This window comes from Polaromonas naphthalenivorans CJ2 (assembly GCF_000015505.1).
GTDB lineage: Bacteria > Pseudomonadota > Gammaproteobacteria > Burkholderiales > Burkholderiaceae_C > Polaromonas > Polaromonas naphthalenivorans.
In genome coordinates this window covers 1492777-1512413 of sequence record NC_008781.1, presented here as the reverse complement: position 1 = coordinate 1512413, position 19637 = coordinate 1492777, and the positions used below count along the sequence as shown (strand labels likewise).

The window sequence follows — 19637 nt, the reverse complement described above, 5'->3', positions numbered from 1 at the left end:
TTTACAGTTTTTTGCTTTCCAGACAGACTTAGAGTTTACCCTGAAATCCTGACGCTTTTCGCTTGGCGCGCCGGCTTTATCACCTTATTTCGTAGGGATTTGAACAGCACCTGAAGCAGGAATTGCTGGCGGAACAGGAGCTTCAACGGCAGTGGTGGCAGGCGCGGTATTACCGGGAATTTGTGCAGCGCCCGAAGCAGGAATTGCTGGCGCAATGACCGCAGCACCCTCCAGAACGCTGGAACTGGTACGTGGTTGCGCGTTACCAAAATAAGCCAACATCAAGGTGCAGGCAAAAAACAGAGCGGCCAAAATACCAGTCGTGCGCGACAGGAAATTGGCACTGCCGCTCGCACCGAACAGGCTGCCCGAACCTCCGCTGCCAAACGCTGCACCCATGTCGGCACCCTTGCCATGCTGCACCAGAATCAGGCCAATCATGCCCAGAGCCGAAAGCATTTGCACAGCAAGAACAGCAGTTAATAAAATATTCATACTTACTCCTAATTTAGTAGCACATTACGTCCGTCAAACGGGCGCAGCAGCAATAATTTTCAAAAAATCCGGTGCCTTGAGCGAAGCGCCGCCTATCAGGCCGCCATCAATGTCGGGCTGAGCCAGCAAAGTCGCAGCGTTAGCTGCATTCATACTGCCGCCATACAGAATCTTGATTCGGGCTGACTGGTCGGTTGCCGCCTTGAGCTGCGCTCTCAGCACCGCATGCACGGCCTGTGCCTCCTCTGGCGAGGCGGTCTTGCCGGTCCCGATGGCCCAAACCGGCTCATAAGCGACAACGATCTCGCTGATGCAGTGCCCGTTGGCATGGATGACGGCCGCCAGTTGACGCTTGACCACCTCTTCGGTACGGCCGGCTTCGCGCTCGGTCAATGTTTCACCAACACAGACGATGGGCGTGATGCCCGCAGCCAGCGCAGCCCTGGCCTTCTCGGCCACCAGTGCATCAGTTTCGGCGTGGTACTGACGGCGCTCCGAATGACCGATGATGACGTAGCGGCACCCCAGTTCCTTGAGCATGGCTGCACTGGCTTCGCCGGTGTAGGCGCCTGAAGCGTGGGCGGATACATCCTGCGCGCCCACGTCAACGACAGACAAGGCCGCGTGTTTCGATTTCAAGGACTGAATCTGTGCCAGGTAAGGTGCAGGCACGCAGACGGCGATCTCGCAGGGCGGGCTTTGAGCCAGCCCGGCAGCAAGCGCGGCCAGCAGTTCTTCATTGGCAGTCAAGCTGCCGTTCATTTTCCAGTTTCCTGCAATCAGCTTTTTCATATTGCTCTTTGGCTTGCTTGCCAGTTACCAGGTTAAAACGATTTTTCCGATATGCTGATTCGATTCCATCAGCGTATGCGCCTTGGCTGCATCGGCTGCGGCAAACGTGCTGTGGATCACGGGCTTGATGGCCCCGCTGGCGATCAGGGGCCAGATTTTTTCCTTCAGCGCCATGGCAATGGCCGTCTTGAATTCCAGCGAACGGGGGCGCAAGGTGGAACCGGTGATGGTTAGTCGCTTGCGCAGTACCAGGCCGGCATTGAACTCGGCCTTGACCCCGCCCTGCACCGCAATGATGACAAGCCGGCCGTCTTCGGCCAGACACTGGACTTCACGCGCGACATAGCTGCCGCCGACCATGTCTAGAATGACATCGACACCCTGCCCGTTCGTCAGCTTCTTCACTTCTTCGACAAATTCGCCGGTCTTGTAATTGATCGCATGGTCAGCGCCCAAGGCCACGCAGGCAGCGCACTTCTCATCGCTGCCGGCCGTGACCAACACCGTTGCACCAATGGCTTTGGCAATCTGGATGGCCGTTACGCCGATGCCGCTGGAGCCGCCCTGAACCAGCAGGGTTTCCCCTTTTTGCAGGTGCGCCCGTTCAAAGACGTTGCTCCAGACGGTAAAGAAAGTCTCGGGCAGCGACGCCGCTTGCACATCGCTCAATCCCTCGGGCACCGGAAGGCATTGCCCGACGGGTGCCACGCACAACCCGGCATAGCCGCCACCAGCGACCAAAGCGCAAACCCGGTCGCCAATCTTCAGGCCTGCAGCCGCCATCGCCTGGGCATCGCCGGCGATGATTTCGCCGGCAACTTCCAGCCCGGGAATGTCGGATGCACCGGGCGGCACCGGGTAATTGCCGGTGCGCTGCAGCACGTCGGGCCGGTTCACGCCGGAGGCAGCCACACGGATCAGCACTTCGCCAGCAGCGGGTTCAGGGTCAGGACGCTCGCCCAATTGCAGCACGTCAGGCGCGCCAAAAGAGGTGATTTCAATGACTTGCATGATTTTTCCTAGTCATTTGTGCCGCCAGCGCACGTCCCCTGTGCGCAAGCAGCTACAAAATCAATAGCAAATTCCGATCAGCCCTGATGCTGGGAAGGACGGTCCAGCAATGCCTTCATTGACAGCTTGACGCGGCCTTTTTCGTCGGTTTCCAGAACCTTGACCTTGATGATCTGGCCTTCGCTCAGGTAGTCGGTGACTTTCTCGACACGCTCGTGGGCGATCTGGCTGATGTGCAGCAAACCGTCCTTGCCGGGCATGAGATTGACCAGCGCACCGAAATCGAGGATCTTGGTGATAGCGCCTTCATAGACCTTGCCGATTTCGACTTCGGCAGTGATTTCGGCGATGCGGCGCTTGGCTTCGTCGGCCTTGGCGCTGTCGTTCGAGGCGATGGTGATGGTGCCGTCTTCCTCGATGTTGATCTGCGTGCCGGTCTCTTCGGTCAGCGCGCGGATGACGGCGCCGCCCTTGCCGATCACGTCGCGGATCTTCTCGGGGTTGATCTTCATGACATACAGGCGCGGCGCGAAGTCAGAGACTTCCGCATTGGCCTGGCCCATGGCTTCCTGCATCTTGCCCAGAATGTGCATGCGCGCCTCCTTGGCCTGGGCCAGCGCGACCTGCATGATTTCCTTGGTGATGCCCTGGATCTTGATGTCCATCTGCAGCGCGGTGATGCCGAACGTGGTGCCGGCGACCTTGAAGTCCATGTCGCCCAGATGATCTTCATCGCCCAGGATGTCGGTCAGCACGGCAAAACGGTTGTCTTCCTTGATCAGGCCCATGGCGATACCGGCCACATGGGCCTTCATGGGAACGCCAGCATCCATCAGCGACAGGCAGCCGCCGCAGACCGAAGCCATGGACGACGAACCATTGGATTCGGTGATCTCGCTGACCACGCGCATGGTGTACGGGAATTCTTCCTTGCTCGGCAGAACGGCGATCAGCGCGCGCTTCGCAAGCCGCCCATGACCAATCTCGCGGCGTTTCGGGCTACCCACGCGGCCGGTTTCGCCGGTGGCGAACGGAGGCATGTTGTAGTGCAGCATGAAGCGGTCTTCGTAGTCGCCGCTCAATGCATCGATGCGCTGCGCGTCGCGCTCGGTGCCCAGCGTGGTCACGACCAGCGCCTGGGTTTCGCCACGCGTGAACAGGGCCGAACCGTGGGTGCGGGGCAGCACGCTGTTGCGGATTTCAATCGGCCGGACGGTGCGCGTGTCGCGGCCGTCGATGCGCGGATCGCCGGCCAGAATCTGGCTGCGGACAATCTTGGCTTCGATGTCGAACAGCATGCCTTCAACGGCAACGCCGTCGAATTCAACGCCTTCGGCTTTCAGGCCCATCTTGGTCCAGGTGGTCACTTGGCGCGTGGCGTGCGTGCGGGCCTGCTTGTTGCGGATCTGGTAGGCGGCAACCAGCTTTTCCTCGGCCAGCGCAACCACCTTGGCGATCAGCACCTCGTCCTTGGCGGGCGCTTTCCAGTCCCACACCGGCTTGCCGGCATCGCGAACCAGTTCGTGAATCGCATTGATGGCGATGTTGCCCTGCTCGTGGCCAAACACAATGGCGCCGAGCATGATTTCTTCAGACAGTTGCTTGGCTTCGGACTCGACCATCAGCACGGCGGCTTCGGTACCGGCCACCACCAGGTCCATGGTGGAATTCTGCAACTGGGTCTTGCCGGGGTTCAGCACGTACTCGCCATTGATGTAGGCCACGCGGGCGGCGCCAATCGGGCCGTTGAACGGAATGCCGGAAATTGACAGCGCGGCGCTCGAAGCGATCAGCGCGGGAATGTCGCCTTCGACTTCCGGGTTCAGCGACAGCACATGGATCACGACCTGCACTTCATTGAAGAAGCCTTCAGGAAACAGCGGGCGAATCGGGCGGTCGATCAGGCGCGACGTCAGCGTTTCAAACTCGCTGGGGCGGCCTTCGCGCTTGAAGAAGCTGCCGGGAATGCGGCCTGCGGCGTAGGTCTTTTCAAGGTAATCGACCGTCAGGGGAAAGAAATCCTGGCCGGGCTTGGCGTCGCTCTTGGCAACCACGGTGGCCAGCACGACGGTGCCGTCCATGTCAAGCAGCACGGCGCCGCCAGCCTGGCGCGCCATTTCGCCGGTTTCCATCGTGACCTTGTGCTGGCCCCATTGGAATGATTTGGTGACTTTATTGAAAATGCTCATGTTCTTTTCTCCATTTGTTCAGACACATCAGGCAGTGCCAAAAGCCCGGAGTGGTGGCTGGCTGAACACGATGCCATTCCATAAAACGCCTGAAAAGTACTCAAAGTCAGGGCGGGTTTTGTGGAATGACACAGCGCGTGCTCGCTGGGCCTTGCTCCGAAGTCATCAGTTGCGCCAGCTATGGCGCACTAAAGGTGAATACGATTTTTGCCGTTTTAAAGTGCAAAACGCCTGAGCTAGTGAACTAACTCAGGCGCTTGTCTTTGGATTTACCGATTATTTACGCAGGCCAAGCTTGGCGATCAGCGCAACATAACGGGAAGCATCCTTGGACTTCAGGTAGTCCAGCAGCTTGCGGCGACGGCTGACCATGCGCAGCAGGCCACGGCGGCCGTGGTGGTCCTTGGCGTGGGTCTTGAAATGGGGCATCAGTTCATTGATGCGGCCGGTCAGCAGGCCGACCTGGACTTCAGGACTGCCGGTATCTAGGGCGGAACGGGCGTTGTCCTTGACAATCTCAGCCTTGATTGATTTTGCGATCATGGATTTTCCTCTTGCAACGATGTTGCGACTGGCGAGCGAAGCAGTGTTCCCACTATTGGGACTTGACCGCTTTCGTCGTGTTGTCTGCGAATGCAGCCGGTGCTTTTAGGGCATCAGCTGCAAATGCAGAGCCTCGGATTATAGCCCAAGCCAATGCCTGAGCCGGTCAACGCCCTGCCCCAGCCTGGCGACATCCCGGCTGGCAAAACACCAGCGCAGCCAGCCTTGGGCATCGGGTCCGGGATTGACCATGAAGGCATTTCCCGGCGCCAGGCCCAGCCCGGCCTCGACCACCAGCCGCTTGGCGGTTTCGAGCGAATCACCGAAACGTTTTTGGTCGGCCAGCCTGAAAAAAGCATACATGCCGCCCTTGGCCGGTGCCACTTCCACGCCCGGCACGGCCTGCAGCAGCGGCACCAAGGTGTCGCGGCAGGTTTTGAGGTGCGCCACCAGTTGCGGCGTCACATCGTCGGTTCTTTGCAAGGCGACCAGCCCGGCGCGCTGGATGAAGACCGGCGCGCAGGAGGTGTTGAACTCGACCAGCTTGCCCATGTGCGGCGTCACGGAAGCCGGCATCACCAGCCAGCCCAGGCGCCAGCCGGTCATCAAAAAGCTCTTGGAGAAACTGTGGGCAACGACCAGCCGGTCATCGGGCGCGGCAATATCCAGAAAGCTGGGCGCGCAGCCGCTGGGCGTGGGCTCGAAGTACAGGCGTTCATAAACCTCGTCGGCCAGAATCCAGGTGCCGGTAGCGCGGCAATGCGCCAGGATCACCGCCTGCTCGGCCCGGCTCAGGGTCCAGCCGGTCGGATTGTTCGGTGCATTGACGATCAAAAGCTTGGTTTTTGGCGTGATGGCAGACAGCAACTCCGCCATGTCGAGCTGCCACTGCCCAACCACCGGCTTGAGGCTGACGCAGCGCAGCCGGGCGCCCATGATCAGCGGCTGGGCCGTCAGGTTGGGCCACACCGGCGTGACGGCCACCACCTCGTCGCCCGCATCCACCAGCGCCTGCACCGCCAGCATCAGGGCATTGACGCCGCCCGAGGTCACGGCAATGCGGCTGGCGCCTATGGGCGCGGCGCCCGGGCAGCGCAGCCTGGTCGAATACCCGGCAATGGCTTCGCGCAATTCCGGCAAGCCGAGGTTGTGCGCATAAAACGTCTCGCCCTGTTGCAGCGATGCAATGGCGGCGTCGCGAATAAAGGCCGGCGTCGTCTCGTCGCTCTCGCCAAACCAGAACTTCAGGATATCGGTGCGCCCCATGCCCGCATTGGCCACCTGGCGGATCATCGATTCCTCAAGATTCAAAACTGCCTGTCTCATGCCCGCCTTTTAATGACGCACCATCTTGCAGCTTGTCGGCTGCTCGGCACGCTGCGCCGAAATGGCCTTGATAACGCGAAAACCGTAACCCGAACCTTCGACATCGAACTTCGCGCCCGGCGCGCCTTGCTTGTCCATCACCGCCACCGCCAGCGGCTGCTGGAACTGGTGGTCGCTAGCGCGCATGCTGCCCTTGACGCCTGAGAAATTCACCGTGGCTTTTTCCATTTGCGCGGCGACGGCGCCCGCTTCAACCACGCCGGCTTTTTCCAGGCTCTGGGCCAGCGTTTCCACCATCAGCTGCATGCGCATGTGAACGTAGTCGTCCTGCGGCCGGGGAAAGCGCTGGCGAAAGGACTGGTAGAAATTCTCGGACGCGGCACCCGGCGTGTTGGGAAACCAGTCGGCCACGGCAATCACCTTGCCGACCCCGGCATCGCCGAGCGCGGCGGGCACGCCCAGCGCATTGCCGTAGAAGGTGTAGAACTTGCCGTCATAGCCCACCTCCCTCGCCGCCTTGATGAGCAGCGTCAGGTCGTTGCCCCAGTTGCCGGTCAGCACCGCCTGGGCGCCGCTGGACTTGATCTTGACCGCATAGGGAATGAAATCCTTGACGCGCCCGATAGGATGCAGCTCGTCGCCGACGATCTGGACATCGGGTCGCTGCGCGGCGATCTGCTTGCGCCCTTCGCGCAGCACCGCCTGGCCGAAGCTGTAGTCCTGGCCGATCAGGTACACCTTCTTGAGCGCCGCGTCGTCCTTGAACACGTCCATCAGCGCGGCCATGCGCATGTCGGCATGGGCGTCGAAGCGGAAATGCCAGTAGCTGCATTTCTCGTTCGTCAGGATGGGATCAACCGCCGAATAATTCAGCAACAGCACCCGCTTGCCGGGCTCGCGTTCGTTGTGCTTGTTGATGGCGTCGATCAGCGCCGCCGCGACCGACGACGAATTGCCCTGCGCAATCACGGTCACGCCGTCATCAATCGCCGAGCGCAAGGCGGCCAGCGCTTCCTCGTTCTGGCCCTTGTTGTCATAGCGCTCGATGGCCAGGTTGTGCTGGCCGTCGGCCAGCTTGACGCCGCCGCGCGCATTGACGCGCTCGGTGGCCCACACCAGGTTGCGAAACACGGCTTCTCCGGTGTTGGCAAACGCGCCCGAGAGGCTTTCGATCAGGGCGATGCGCACCGGCGGCTGGGGCGCGGGCTGAGCCTGGGCGAGCAGCGAGAAACCCAGGCCAAGAACTGCGGCAGTGCGTTTGAAAAGTGTTCGCATAAGAAAAGAGGAAAGTCCTGTTTTGGTTGGAATATCAAGGCAGGCGCCGGCCTGGCAGCGGTTCAACCCAGGAGCGCAAAAAAGTCAGGCGTTCTGCGTGGCCAGGGCGGGTTCGGACTGGAATTCCGAAAGGTTCCAGCGCGGCTTCACATCAAAGGTGTAGCTGCCGCGCAAGGCGTCCAGGTTCACCAGCCCAGCCTGCAGCCGCATGCCGGCGGCCATGGCGATCATGGCGCCGTTGTCGGTGCAAAACTCCAGTTCGGGGTAATGCACGCGAATGCCGCGCTGCTGGCAGGCCGCATTGAGCTGGCTGCGCAGCAAGGCGTTGGCGCCGACGCCGCCGGCCACCACCAGCCGCTTGAGCGCGGTTTGTGACAGGGCGGCCAGCGTTTTCTTCACCAGCACCTCGACAATCGCCGCCTGCGTGGAAGCGGCCAGATCGGCTTTGCGGCTTTCCAGCTCGGTGCCGAGCTTTTTCGCCTGCGTCAGCACGGCGGTTTTCAGGCCGGCGAATGAAAAATCGAGGTTGCCGCTGTGCAGCAAGGGCCGGGGCAGCTTGAACGCTGCGCCGTCGCCGCCCAGCGCCAGCCGGGCCAGATGCGGCCCGCCGGGGTAAGGCATGCCCATCAGCTTGGCCGACTTGTCGAACGCCTCGCCGGCCGCGTCGTCGATGGTTTCGCCGAGCAGCTCGTAGCTGCCGACCCGGTCAACCCGCATCAGCTGGGTGTGGCCGCCCGATACCAGCAGCGCAACAAAGGGAAATTCCGGCGGGTCCGCACTTAAAAAGGGCGACAGCAAATGCCCTTCGAGGTGATGCACGCCCATCGCCGGCTTGCCCAAAGCTGCCGCCAGCGAGCAGGCAACGCCAGCGCCGACCAGCAGCGCGCCGGCCAGGCCAGGGCCGCGCGTGTAGGCAATCACATCGACATCGGCCAGCGTGTGCTGTGCGCTCTTCATGACGTCCTGCGTCAGCGGCAGCACGCGCCGGATATGGTCGCGGCTGGCCAGCTCTGGCACCACGCCGCCATAGGGCTGGTGCATGGCGATCTGGCTGTACAAAGCGTGCGCGAGCAGGCACGGAGTCGGGCTGGCGCTGGTATCGACCAGCGCCACTCCGGTTTCATCGCAACTTGATTCAATTCCTAGGACTAGCATTGCCCAAGTGTAAGTTAGGGCGTTCTTTGCCGGATAGGCAGGCATTTAGCGAAATAAAAACCCCTTCAGGCAAATTCGATGGCGCGAATCTTGCAAAATTCAGCCCATGAACTCCGTACCCTCCCTGCGTCTGGTGGTCATTGCGCCCGATCTGGTCGTTTCCGACGACGGGGATGAGGCCGCCGTGGCGCTGGTGGAACGCTCGCGCCAACTGCGAATCGGCCTGCTCGAAGGCGGCTTCAACCTGATTGCCACGTTGCCGGCCGACACCTTTTTGCGCGAGCGGCTGGCGCAGCTGCAGCCCGACATGATCATCGTCGATGCCGAAAGCGATGCCCGCGATTCGCTCGAACATGTCGTCATGGCCACGCGCGACGAGCGCCGGCCCATCGTGCTGTTCACCAATGACGACGACACCCGCCACGTCAAGGATGCCGTGGCTGCCGGCGTGTCCGCCTATATCGTCGCCGGGCTGGAGCCGTCGCGCATCCGTCCGATCCTGGATGTGGCCATGGCCCGCTTTCAGCATGAGCAGGGACTGCGCCGCGAACTGGCCGACGCCCGCACCGAGCTGAAAGACCGAAAAGTCATCGACCGGGCCAAGGGCATGCTGATGCAGCGCCAGGGCCTGTCGGAGCAGGCGGCGTATGAAAAACTGCGCAAGGCGGCCATGGACAAGGGCATGCGTCTTGGCGATGTGGCGCAGCGCATGCTGGATGTTGCCGACCTGCTGGGCTAAGGCACTGGCGCCGAAATGGTGCAACGCACAACTAGAGGGCGCACCCAAAAATCCTGCGCAAAATAGTCCGATACCTGGTTGCTATTTATTCAATAGCAGCTTACGCATACTGGACAAGCGCAAAGGCATGATTTGATCATTATTTAGAGCCTTCACACCCTAAAAATCCCGGACTGGCACAGACTTTGCAATGAATTGAACACACGACATGGTGCTTCAACGGCGAAGCGCCATGTCACCCAGAACAAAGGCGTTCGAACCCTGTCGTCACATCTTCATGTGACGGCTCGGGTCGAACGCCTTTTTTTATTTTGTTTTTTCATTTTCAGGAATTGCTGACATGACAGACCTTCTCAAACCTTCACTGACGCGCCGCTCGGTGCTGCAAGCCGCCGCCGTGGGCGCCGTGGGCATCAATCCGGCACTGCGCGCGGCCGTGTATGCCCAGGGCTCGGACGCGCCGGAAAAGAAGGAAGTCAAGATCGGCTTCATTCCGCTGACCGACTGCGCTTCGGTGGTGATGGCGTCGGTGCTGGGCATCGACAAGAAATACGGCGTGACCATCATTCCAAGCAAGGAATCCAGCTGGGCCAGCGTGCGCGACAAGCTGGTCAACGGCGAACTCGACTTTGCCCATGTGCTGTACGGCCTGATCTACGGTGTGCACCTCGGCACCTCCGGCCCCAAGAAGGACATGGCCGTCCTGATGACGCTGAACAACAACGGCCAAGCCATCACCCTGAGCAAAAAGCTCGCTGACAAGGGCGCGGTCGATGGCGCCGGCCTGGCCAAGCTGATGGCCAGCGAAAAGCGCGAATACACCTTTGCCCAGACCTTCCCGACCGGCACGCACGCGATGTGGCTGTACTACTGGCTGGCTGCCAACGGCATCAACCCGATGTCGGACGCCAAGGTCATCACCGTGCCGCCGCCGCAAATGGTCGCCAACATGCGCATCGGCAACATGGACGGCTTTTGCGTCGGCGAGCCGTGGAACCACCGCGCCATCATGGACGGCATCGGCATCACTGCCGTCACCACGCAGGACATCTGGAAAGACCACCCTGAAAAAGTGCTGGGCACCACCGCCGAGTTCACGCAGAAATACCCCAACACCGCTAGAGCCGTGACGGCAGCCATCCTGGAGGCCGGCAAATGGATCGACGCCAGCCTGGCCAACAAGAACAAGATGGCCGAAACCATCGCCGGCAAGGCCTATGTCAACACCAGCGTGGACGCCATCAACCAGCGCATTCTGGGCCGCTACCAGAACGGCATGGGCAAGACCTGGGACGACCCGAACTACATGAAGTTCTTCAACGACGGCGCGGTGAACTTCCCCTACCTGTCGGACGGCATGTGGTTTTTGACGCAACACAAACGCTGGGGCCTGATGAAGGATCACCCCGACTACCTGGCCGTAGCCAAGCAGATCAACAAGATCGACATCTACAAGCAGGCCGCCAGTGCCGCCAAGGTCAGCGTTCCCAAGGACGTGATGCGCACCAGCAAACTGATCGACGGCACGGTCTGGGACGGCAAGGACCCGAAAAAGTACGCCGACAGCTTCAAGGTCCACGCCTGAAGCCGCCCTGAAATTTCACTGAAACACTACTTCAAGAGGTCACGCCATGGTCAGTGCCGTATTTCACAGCCCGCGGGATATCGCCCCGCCGGTTGCCGCCAGCGCGGAGCGAAACGCTACACATTCAATAGCTGAAAGCGCAGACGCATCGCGCGCAAAAGCCGTGAAACACCCAAAAACTGCGGCCCGGCCGCAGCGGGATTTTTCGGCGCTATGGCTGCGGGTGCTGCCGCCCCTGCTCGGCCTGGCGCTGCTGGTTCTGGTTTGGGAACTGGTTTCACTGGGCACCAAGGCCAGCATTCCGTCGCCCAAGGACACGTTCCTGCAGGCGGTCGTTTTGTTCAGTGACCCGTTCTACAGCAACGGCCCGAACGACCAGGGCGTGGGCTGGAACGTGCTGTCGTCGCTCAAGCGCGTCGCGATGGGCTTTGGGCTGGCGGCCATCGTCGGCATTCCGGTCGGTTTCATGATTGGACGCTTCAGCTTTTTGAGCAACATGTTCAATCCGCTGATCAGCCTGATGCGGCCGGTCTCGCCGCTGGCCTGGCTGCCGATTGGCCTCTTGGTGTTCAAGGGCGCCGACCCGGCAGCCATCTGGACCATCTTCATCTGCTCGATCTGGCCCATGATCATCAACACCGCCGTCGGCGTGCAGCGCGTGCCGCAGGACTACATGAACGTGGCCCGGGTGCTGAACCTGTCCGAATGGAAGATCGTCACCAAGATTCTGTTCCCGTCGGTGCTGCCCTACATGCTGACCGGCGTGCGGCTGGCCGTGGGCACCGCCTGGCTGGTGATCGTCGCGGCCGAGATGCTGACTGGCGGCGTTGGCATCGGCTTCTGGGTCTGGGACGAGTGGAACAACCTCAACGTCAAGAACATCATCATCGCGATTTTCGTGATCGGCATCGTCGGCCTGATGCTTGAATACGCGCTGATCAAGCTGGCCACGGCGTTTACGTTTGAAGAAGTCAAGAGCTGACCTGCCGACTCAACCAAGGACCACGACCATGAACACCACAGTGAACCCCCAGTACATCGACATCCAGGGCGTCGAGCAGACCTTCAAGACCAAGAAAGGCCCGTTCTGCGCGCTGCAAAACGTCAACCTGAAAGTGGCCAAGGGCGAATTCGTCGCCCTCATCGGTCACTCGGGCTGCGGCAAGTCCACCCTGCTCAACCTGATCGCCGGCCTGACGATGCCGACCCAGGGCGTGCTGCTGTGCGCCAACCGCGAAATCGGCGGCCCCGGCCCGGAGCGCGCGGTGGTGTTCCAGAACCATTCGCTGCTGCCCTGGCTGACCTGCTTTGAAAACGTGTACCTGGCCGTCGAGCGCGTGTTTTCAGCGACCGAAAACAAGGCCCAGCTCAAGGCGCGCACCGATGCGGTGCTGGCGATGGTCGGCTTGACCGCCGCGGCGCAAAAGCGGCCCGGCGAAATCTCGGGCGGCATGAAGCAGCGCGTCGGCATTGCGCGCGCCCTGTCGATGGAGCCCAAGGTTCTGCTGCTCGACGAGCCGTTCGGCGCGCTCGACGCACTGACCCGCGCCAAGCTGCAGGACGAGTTGCTGCAGATCGTCGCCAACACGCAAAGCACGGTGGTCATGGTGACGCACGATGTCGATGAAGCCGTGCTGCTCAGCGACAAGATCGTGATGATGACCAACGGCCCATCGGCGACGATTGGCGAAGTGCTCAGCGTCGAACTGCCGCGCCCGCGCAACCGCGTGGAACTGGCCGAAAGCACCCAGTACCTGCACTACCGCAAGGCGGTGATCGACTTTTTGTACACGCGCCAGGCGCATGTGGAAAAACTGACCGCCTGAGCAGCAGAAACTTACGCGTCAAACGCCCCTTAACAGGGCGCTAAAAAAACTGGATGCACCCGTTTTGGGCGGCACCAGTTTTTTCTTGTTTGGCAATCCACCGTGCCGCCACAGCGCTGGCAAAAGCACCTATTTTCACAAGAACCCCTCCGTGAACTTCTTCAAAGCATTCCTTAAATCGGGGCACTCCCCTACCCTGTTTGCCGCATTTTTGTATTTTTCGTTTTCCTGCTGCATCTGGGTGCTCAACGGCGCCATGGCGCCCTTCATTTCCGAAACCTTCGGCCTGAGCCCGGCGCAAAAGGGGCTGATGCTGTCGGTTCCCATCATTGCCGGCGCGCTGATGCGTTTTCCGCTCGGCCTGCTGTCGCAGTACATCGGCCGCAAGAACGCCACGCTGGTGGAGATGGGCCTGATTGCGGTGGCCATGCTGTTCGGCTTCTTTTTCGTCAAGAGCTTCAACGACCTGCTGGCCATGGGCGTGCTGCTGGGCATTGCCGGCGCCAGCTTCGGCGTGGCGCTGTCGCTGGGCTCGGGCTCGTTTCCGGCCCGGCACAAGGGCCTGGCGATGGGCCTGGTGGGCGCCGGCAACGTCGGCACTGCCGTGTCGGTGCTGATCGCGCCGCCACTGGCGCAGGCCTTCGGCTGGGTCACGGTGTACGGCATTGCCGCCGCCGCCATCAGCATTCCGATGATCGTGATGATCGTGTTCGCCAAGGAACCCGACGACCTCGACAAGCACGCCAGCTTCAAGCAGCACATCGCCTGCCTGTATGAAAAAGACGGCTGGGCCTTCAGCCTGATTTACGCGGTGACGTTTGGCGGCTTCATCGGCCTGGCGACGTTTTTGCCGACCTATTACTACGACCAGTTCTCGGTCAGCAAGGTGCAGGCCGGCCAGCTCACCATGCTGGCGGCGTTCATGGGCGCTGCGCTGCGCGTGTTCGGCGGCTGGATCTCTGACCGCTGGGGCGGCATCAACACCCTGAGCGTGGTGCTGGTGACGGTGGCCGTCACCCTGACAATGTGCGGGATGGCCGGCGGCTCGCTGGTGGCCACCACGCTGCTGGTGATGCTGTGCTTTGCCGCGCTGGGCGCGGGCAACGGCGCCGTGTTCCAGCTGGTGCCGCTGCGCTGGCCGCTGGCCACGGCCGTGGCCGGCTCGATGATCGGCGAGATCGGCGCCCTGGGCGGCGGCCTGGTGCCCAGCGCGATGGGCCTGTCCAAACAGTATGGCGGCAGTTATGCCTGGGGCTTTTTCCTGTTTGCCAGCCTGGCCATGATGATGCTGGTGATGCTGCGCGTGATGCAGATCCGCTGGACCCGCACCTGGGCCGAAAAGGGCGGGCGGGCGCGCACCGCTTAAGAGCGGTAGAGAGAAAAACGCGATTTTTGCTCACTTAAACATAGCTGCCAGCGCATACCGAGTATGCGTAAATGGCATTTTTAATGCTTATTTTGGCAACAGCAGCAGCCAGTACACCAGCAGCAGGTTGAACAGCAGCGACACCCCCAGCGCGAGCTTCCAGACCGCCGTCGGGTCACGCTGCAACAAAGGAGAAGCCTGCGGCGCCGTCAGCGGCCGGGAGGCGCCGCGCTCCAGCGCCAGCAGCAGCTCCTCGGCGGTTTCAAAGCGTTTTCGCTTGTCGCGCGCCACGGCTTTCAGCACGATGTGGTCCAGCCAGATCGGCACTTCGGGGCTGATGCGGCTGGGCGCCACCGGGTCGCGGTAGTAGCGGCCCACCTGGTAAGGCAGCACTTCGCCGTAGGGCAAGCGGGTGGTGAGCAGCTGGTACAGCGTGACGCCCAGCGCAAACAGGTCGCTTTGCGCGTCGGGCAGCTCTTCCGGGCCGTCTGCCGCTGTGGCGCTGTAACCCCACTGCTCCGGGTTGATGAAGCTGGGCGTGCCGGCGTGCAGCTTGCGCATCGCCTCGGGTTCGCGCCCGCTCAGCGCCACGCCCAGGTCCAGCAGGCGCAGCACGCCGTCCACGCCCTGGTGCAGGTTGGCGGGCTTGATGTCGCGGTGGATGACGCACTGCCGGTGCAGCCGGCCCAGTGCCTGGGCGGTCTGGGTGGCGGCGGCCAGGGCTTGCCGCACGCCGAACTTCTGGCCACGGTCGAGTTGCTGCTGCAGGGTTTCACCCGCGTGCCAGTCGTACAGCAGGTAAAACGCCGTGCGCTCCCGGCCGGCCGGCAGGCGCTCGTGAATGTGAACCAGATGGTCGGCGGCGCGGCCGGTTTGCATGCGCGTGGCCAGCCAGGCCTCATGCGCCAGCATGGCGCGCTCCTCCCGGTCATGCGCCCGGTCGGGGTGCAGGGTCTTGAGCGCATACAGAACCTGGCTGGCCGGGTCGCGCACCTGGTACAGCAGGTTGATGCCGCTGTCGGCCACGGTGGCCGTCACGCGCAGGCCGTCCATCAGTTCGCCCACCTTCAGGCGCGGCGGAATCGGCAGGGCCTGCGCCATTCGGCTGACATCGGGCAAGGTCGCGTCCAGCAGGCTAAGGACGCGCACCACGACGGCGGTGACGTTGTCCTGGCTGCCCGCGGCCAGGGCTGCATTGACCAGGTTGTGGCTGGCCAGCTGGGCGCTGGGCTGCGCCTGCAGATCGGACAATTCCTTCAGCCGGCCGTCAGCGATCACGCCATGCACCCCATCGGTCACCAGCACGAACACGTCGCCGACCAGCAACTCGCCCTGCAGGTAGTCCACCACCACATGGTCTTCAGCACCCACCGCGCGCAGCAACTGGTGCCTGAAATCAGGGTGGTTCATCACATGGTCGTGGGTGAGCTGCAGCAGCTCGCCGCCGCGCAGCAGGTAGGCGCGCGAATCGCCCACATGCGCCAGGGTGTAGGACTGACCGCAGAGCACCAGCGCAGTCAGCGTGGTCAGCCCCAGGACGGGCTGGCGGCGCTGGTTGATGCCGGACAGCCAGGCGTTTTGCGCACCGATGATGCGGTCCAGCGCCACGGTGGTGTCCCAGGTTTCGGGCGTGGCGTAGTAGTCGCGCACCAAACTGGTGACTGTTGTCTGCGCAGCCTCGCGGCCCATGCCGCCGCTGCTGACGCCATCGGCAATCGCCACAATGGAACCCATGCCTTCCTGCCCCGGATCAGGCAGCATGGCGGCGCAGAAGTCTTCATTGCCGGTCTTGCGGCCTGCCTGCGTTGTAAAACCGATGTCGATGTTGAATGCCATGCACCAAGACTAGCAAATCGCATGCCCAAATTTGGTGCACCCCCTTGAAAATCATGGGGCACCGTCGGGCTTGAGCCTTGATACCCCGGAATTTTCAGCCGCGCTGGCCGGTGATGTAGTGTTCGAGTTGCTCGATGACGAACTTCTGCTCGGAGATGATGTCCTTGACCAGATCGCCGATGGAGATCAGGCCAACCAGCCGGTTGTCCTGAACCACGGGCAAATGGCGCAGCCGGTTGTCGGTCATCAGCGCCATGCACTCTTCGCTGGTCTGCGTGGGCTGGACAAACATCACCGAGGTGGTCATGACATCGCGCACCTGCGTCAGCGCCGAGGTGCGCCCCTTGAGCGCAATCTTGCGGGCATAGTCGCGCTCGGTGACGATGCCGACAATCGCATCGCCCTCCATCACCAGCAAGGCACCAATGCCCTTGTCGGCCATGCACTTCAGGGCGTCGAAGACCGAGTCGTCCGGCCTGATCGTGTGAACGGCGGCCCCGCCCTTGGATTTGAGAATGTCGGCAACCGCGGTCATAAATATCTCCCTGTTGAAATCATGCAGATGTACATGCGAGTTTCAGGCCATATGCACAGGCAATGCAAGAGGCTTGTGCCCACAGCGCCAAGTATTCATTGCACCACATCCTGCATGCCGCTTGCAGGGCGATTCACCGCGAATCCGCATTCAAACCCCGGCTTGGCCAACATGCCTCAAACCGCCATGGTGCGATGCACAATTTCAAGGCGCGAATGCACCACGACAGTTTTTTCCCCAACGCATTTGACGCTATCAATTTAATAGCTTACATGACTTGCCTGGCATGCGCAAACAGCATTTTTCATTAGGATTTTGTCAAATCAGCAGACATGGCACGCCGCTTGCTTGAATCAAGTCGCGGTCAATGCTGGCCGCATGTAGGCCCGGTGCAATGGCGGATTGGGCAGACAGGACGATGGCGTCCCCACGGATGAGCAGGCTTTCCAGGCCTTTGCTGTCTCGTGTGGACGCCTTTTTTGTTTTCCGAACTGCCTACGGGTGTCATGATGAAAAAATCCAGACTGGTAATGATTGGTAACGGCATGGCCGGCGTGCGTGCGCTTGAAGAACTGCTCAAGATTGCGCCCGACCTCTATGACATCACGGTATTCGGCGCCGAGCCGCATCCCAACTACAACCGCATCCTGCTCTCGCCCGTGCTGGCCGGCGAACAGACGCTCGAAGAAATCGTCCTCAACGACTGGTCCTGGTACACGGACAACCACATCACGCTGCACGCCGGCTGGACCGTGACCAGCGTGGACCGCGTGCGCCGCGTGGTGCATGCCAGCAATGCCGCAGGTGAAACCGTCAGCGCCGAATACGACCGCCTGATCATGGCCACCGGCTCCAATCCCTTCATCCTGCCGATTCCGGGCAAGGACTTGAAAGGCGTGCTGGCCTACCGCGACATCGCCGACACGCAGGCCATGATCGACGCCGCCGCCGTTTACAAGCACGCCGTCGTCATCGGCGGCGGCCTGCTCGGGCTGGAAGCGGCCAACGGCCTGATGAAGCGCGGCATGCAGGTCACCGTGGTGCATGTCATGCCGACGCTGATGGAGCGACAGCTCGACGAAGTCGCGGGCAAGCTGCTGCAAAAATCGCTAACAGAGCGCGGCATGAAATTTTTGATCGGCGGCCAAACGCAGGAACTCGTCGGCGGCGAGGACGGCCGCGTCAAGTCGGTCAAGTTCAAGGATGGGACTGAAGTCCCTGCCGACCTGGTCTGCATGGCCGTCGGCATTCGCCCCAACACGGCGCTGGCCGAAAAGATGCGCCTGTACGTCAACCGCGGCATCGTGGTGAGCGACACGATGCAGACCACGACCGACGCGCGCATCTACGCCGTCGGCGAATGCGCCGCCCACCGGGGCATTGCCTACGGCCTGGTGGCGCCGCTGTTCGAGCAGGGCAAGGTGCTGGCCAACCACCTGGCACAGCACGGCATTGGCCGCTACACCGGCTCGCTGACCTCGACCAAATTGAAAGTCACCGGCATCGACCTGTTCAGCGCCGGCGAGTTCATGGGCGGCGACGGCGCCGAGGAAATCATCATGAGCGACCCGTTCGGCGGCGTTTATAAAAAGCTGGTCATCAAGGACGACAAGCTGATCGGCGCCTGCCTCTACGGCGACACGGTCGATGGCAGCTACTACTTCAAGCTGCTGCGCGACGGCCGCAGCATCGAGGGCATCCGCGACAAGCTGATGTTCGGCGAATCCAACATCGGCGACGGTGGCCACGAAGGCCACAACAAGGCCGCCTCCATGGCCGACAGTGACGAGGTCTGCGGCTGCAACGGCGTCAACAAGGGCATGATCTGCAAGGCCATCAAGGAAAAAGGCCTGTTCACGCTCGACGAAGTGCGCAAGCACACCAAGGCCAGCGCCAGCTGCGGCTCGTGCACCGGGCTGGTCGAGCAGATCTTGATGTTCACCGCCGGCGGCGACTATTCGGCCACGCCCAAGCTCAAGGCCATGTGCGGCTGCACCGACGCCGGCCACCAGGCAGTGCGCGACGCCATCCGCAAGAACAAGCTGCTGTCGATCACCGAGGTTTACCAGTTCCTGGAGTGGCGCACGCCCAACGGCTGCGCCAGCTGCCGCCCGGCCGTCAACTACTACGTCACCAGCACCTGGCCCAAAGAGGCCAAGGACGACCCGCAGAGCCGCTACATCAACGAGCGCAGCCATGCCAACATCCAGAAAGACGGCACCTACAGCGTGATTCCGCGCATGTGGGGCGGTGAAACCAATTCCAGCGAGTTGCGCCGCATCGCCGACGCGGTGGACAAGTACAAGATTCCGACCGTCAAGGTCACGGGCGGCCAGCGCATCGACCTGCTGGGCGTTAAAAAGGAAGACTTGGTGAACGTCTGGAAAGACATCGGCATGCCCTCGGGCCACGCCTACGCCAAGGCGCTGCGCACCGTGAAGACCTGCGTCGGCAGCGAATGGTGCCGCATGGGCACGCAGGACAGCACCGAGATGGGCAAGATGCTGGAGCGCGCGATGTGGCGCATGTACGCGCCGCACAAGGTCAAGTTCGCCGTCAGCGGCTGCCCGCGCAACTGCGCCGAATCGGGCATCAAGGACGTCGGCATCATCGGCGTCGATTCGGGCTGGGAGATGTACATCGCCGGCAACGGCGGCATCAAGACCGAAGTCGCGCATTTCTTCACCAAGCTCAAAACAGCGGCCGAAGTGCTCGAATACACCGGCGCCTTCTGCGAGCTGTACCGCCAGGAAGGCTGGTACCTGGAGCGCACCGTGCATTACGTCAACCGCGTCGGCCTGGACCATGTGAAGAAAAAAATCCTCGACGACCACGAAGGCCGCAAGGCGCTGTGGGAGCAACTGCAGTTCGCGCTCGACGGCGAGCCCGATCCGTGGTTCGACTTCAAGGAAGCATCCGTGGACACGCGCCAGTTCACCACCATTGCCGCCCAGTGATGCGCAA

General features: G+C 61.7%; 16 protein-coding genes. 6 read left to right on the top strand and 10 right to left on the bottom strand.

The window, feature by feature from the left end; genetic code table 11:
• Positions 1 to 84: 84 nt before the first annotated feature.
• The 8 genes from secG to tsaD all read right to left on the bottom strand — a co-directional run bounded on the left by secG (position 85) and on the right by tsaD (position 8786).
• On the bottom strand, positions 85 to 495 hold the full coding sequence (gene secG / locus PNAP_RS07100; RefSeq protein ID WP_011800824.1) for a preprotein translocase subunit SecG: 411 nt from the start codon (positions 493 to 495) through the stop codon (positions 85 to 87).
• Positions 496 to 528: 33 nt separating this feature from the next.
• Positions 529 to 1287: a triose-phosphate isomerase gene (gene tpiA, locus PNAP_RS07095; RefSeq protein WP_041376588.1), complete on the bottom strand. Its 759-nt coding sequence runs from the start codon at positions 1285 to 1287 to the stop codon at positions 529 to 531.
• 24 nt (positions 1288 to 1311) lie between these two features.
• A complete protein-coding gene (locus PNAP_RS07090; RefSeq protein ID WP_011800822.1) occupies positions 1312 to 2298 on the bottom strand; it encodes an NAD(P)H-quinone oxidoreductase in 987 nt (328 codons plus the stop codon).
• A 77-nt stretch (positions 2299 to 2375) separates the two neighbouring features.
• Positions 2376 to 4487, bottom strand: a complete 2112-nt coding sequence (pnp, locus tag PNAP_RS07085; RefSeq protein WP_011800821.1) for a polyribonucleotide nucleotidyltransferase — start codon at positions 4485 to 4487, stop codon at positions 2376 to 2378.
• Positions 4488 to 4763: 276 nt separating this feature from the next.
• Positions 4764 to 5030, bottom strand: coding sequence for a 30S ribosomal protein S15 (rpsO, locus tag PNAP_RS07080; RefSeq protein WP_011800820.1), 267 nt, complete (start codon positions 5028 to 5030; stop codon positions 4764 to 4766).
• A 138-nt stretch (positions 5031 to 5168) separates the two neighbouring features.
• Positions 5169 to 6356, bottom strand: a complete 1188-nt coding sequence (locus tag PNAP_RS07075; protein ID WP_041376587.1) for a pyridoxal phosphate-dependent aminotransferase — start codon at positions 6354 to 6356, stop codon at positions 5169 to 5171.
• A gap of 9 nt (positions 6357 to 6365) precedes the next feature.
• Complete coding sequence (locus PNAP_RS07070) at positions 6366 to 7631, bottom strand: branched-chain amino acid ABC transporter substrate-binding protein (RefSeq protein ID WP_011800818.1); 1266 nt, start codon at positions 7629 to 7631, stop codon at positions 6366 to 6368.
• Positions 7632 to 7715: 84 nt separating this feature from the next.
• Positions 7716 to 8786, bottom strand: a complete 1071-nt coding sequence (tsaD, locus tag PNAP_RS07065) for a tRNA (adenosine(37)-N6)-threonylcarbamoyltransferase complex transferase subunit TsaD (RefSeq protein ID WP_011800817.1) — start codon at positions 8784 to 8786, stop codon at positions 7716 to 7718.
• A gap of 106 nt (positions 8787 to 8892) precedes the next feature.
• Between tsaD and PNAP_RS07060 the strand changes: the two genes are divergently transcribed.
• The 5 genes from PNAP_RS07060 (at position 8893) to PNAP_RS07040 (ending at position 14302) form a co-directional block, all read left to right on the top strand.
• Positions 8893 to 9525 carry an ANTAR domain-containing response regulator gene (locus tag PNAP_RS07060; protein WP_011800816.1) on the top strand — a complete coding sequence of 211 codons (633 nt, stop codon included), beginning with the start codon at positions 8893 to 8895 and terminating at the stop codon, positions 9523 to 9525.
• Positions 9526 to 9865: 340 nt separating this feature from the next.
• Complete coding sequence (locus PNAP_RS07055; RefSeq protein ID WP_011800815.1) at positions 9866 to 11110, top strand: CmpA/NrtA family ABC transporter substrate-binding protein; 1245 nt, start codon at positions 9866 to 9868, stop codon at positions 11108 to 11110.
• A 46-nt stretch (positions 11111 to 11156) separates the two neighbouring features.
• Entirely contained in the window at positions 11157 to 12092 is a 936-nt protein-coding gene (gene ntrB, locus PNAP_RS07050) for a nitrate ABC transporter permease (RefSeq protein WP_011800814.1), read from the top strand.
• 28 nt (positions 12093 to 12120) lie between these two features.
• On the top strand, positions 12121 to 12936 hold the full coding sequence (locus tag PNAP_RS07045) for an ABC transporter ATP-binding protein (RefSeq protein ID WP_011800813.1): 816 nt from the start codon (positions 12121 to 12123) through the stop codon (positions 12934 to 12936).
• A gap of 151 nt (positions 12937 to 13087) precedes the next feature.
• Positions 13088 to 14302 carry an MFS transporter gene (locus tag PNAP_RS07040; protein ID WP_041377080.1) on the top strand — a complete coding sequence of 405 codons (1215 nt, stop codon included), beginning with the start codon at positions 13088 to 13090 and terminating at the stop codon, positions 14300 to 14302.
• 87 nt (positions 14303 to 14389) lie between these two features.
• Here PNAP_RS07040 and PNAP_RS07035 read toward each other — a convergent pair whose 3' ends face one another.
• Positions 14390 to 16138 (bottom strand): bifunctional protein-serine/threonine kinase/phosphatase, encoded by a 1749-nt coding sequence (locus PNAP_RS07035; RefSeq protein ID WP_011800811.1) that lies wholly within the window; start codon positions 16136 to 16138, stop codon positions 14390 to 14392.
• Positions 16139 to 16232: 94 nt separating this feature from the next.
• The gene (locus PNAP_RS07030; RefSeq protein WP_011800810.1) at positions 16233 to 16673 is read right to left on the bottom strand and encodes a CBS domain-containing protein; all 441 of its coding nucleotides are present in this window, start codon (positions 16671 to 16673) and stop codon (positions 16233 to 16235) included.
• Positions 16674 to 17182: 509 nt separating this feature from the next.
• On the opposite strand from PNAP_RS07030, the gene nirB reads away from it, so the two are divergent.
• Positions 17183 to 19630, top strand: a complete 2448-nt coding sequence (gene nirB / locus PNAP_RS07025; RefSeq protein ID WP_011800808.1) for a nitrite reductase large subunit NirB — start codon at positions 17183 to 17185, stop codon at positions 19628 to 19630.
• The last annotated feature ends 7 nt before the right edge of the window (positions 19631 to 19637 follow it).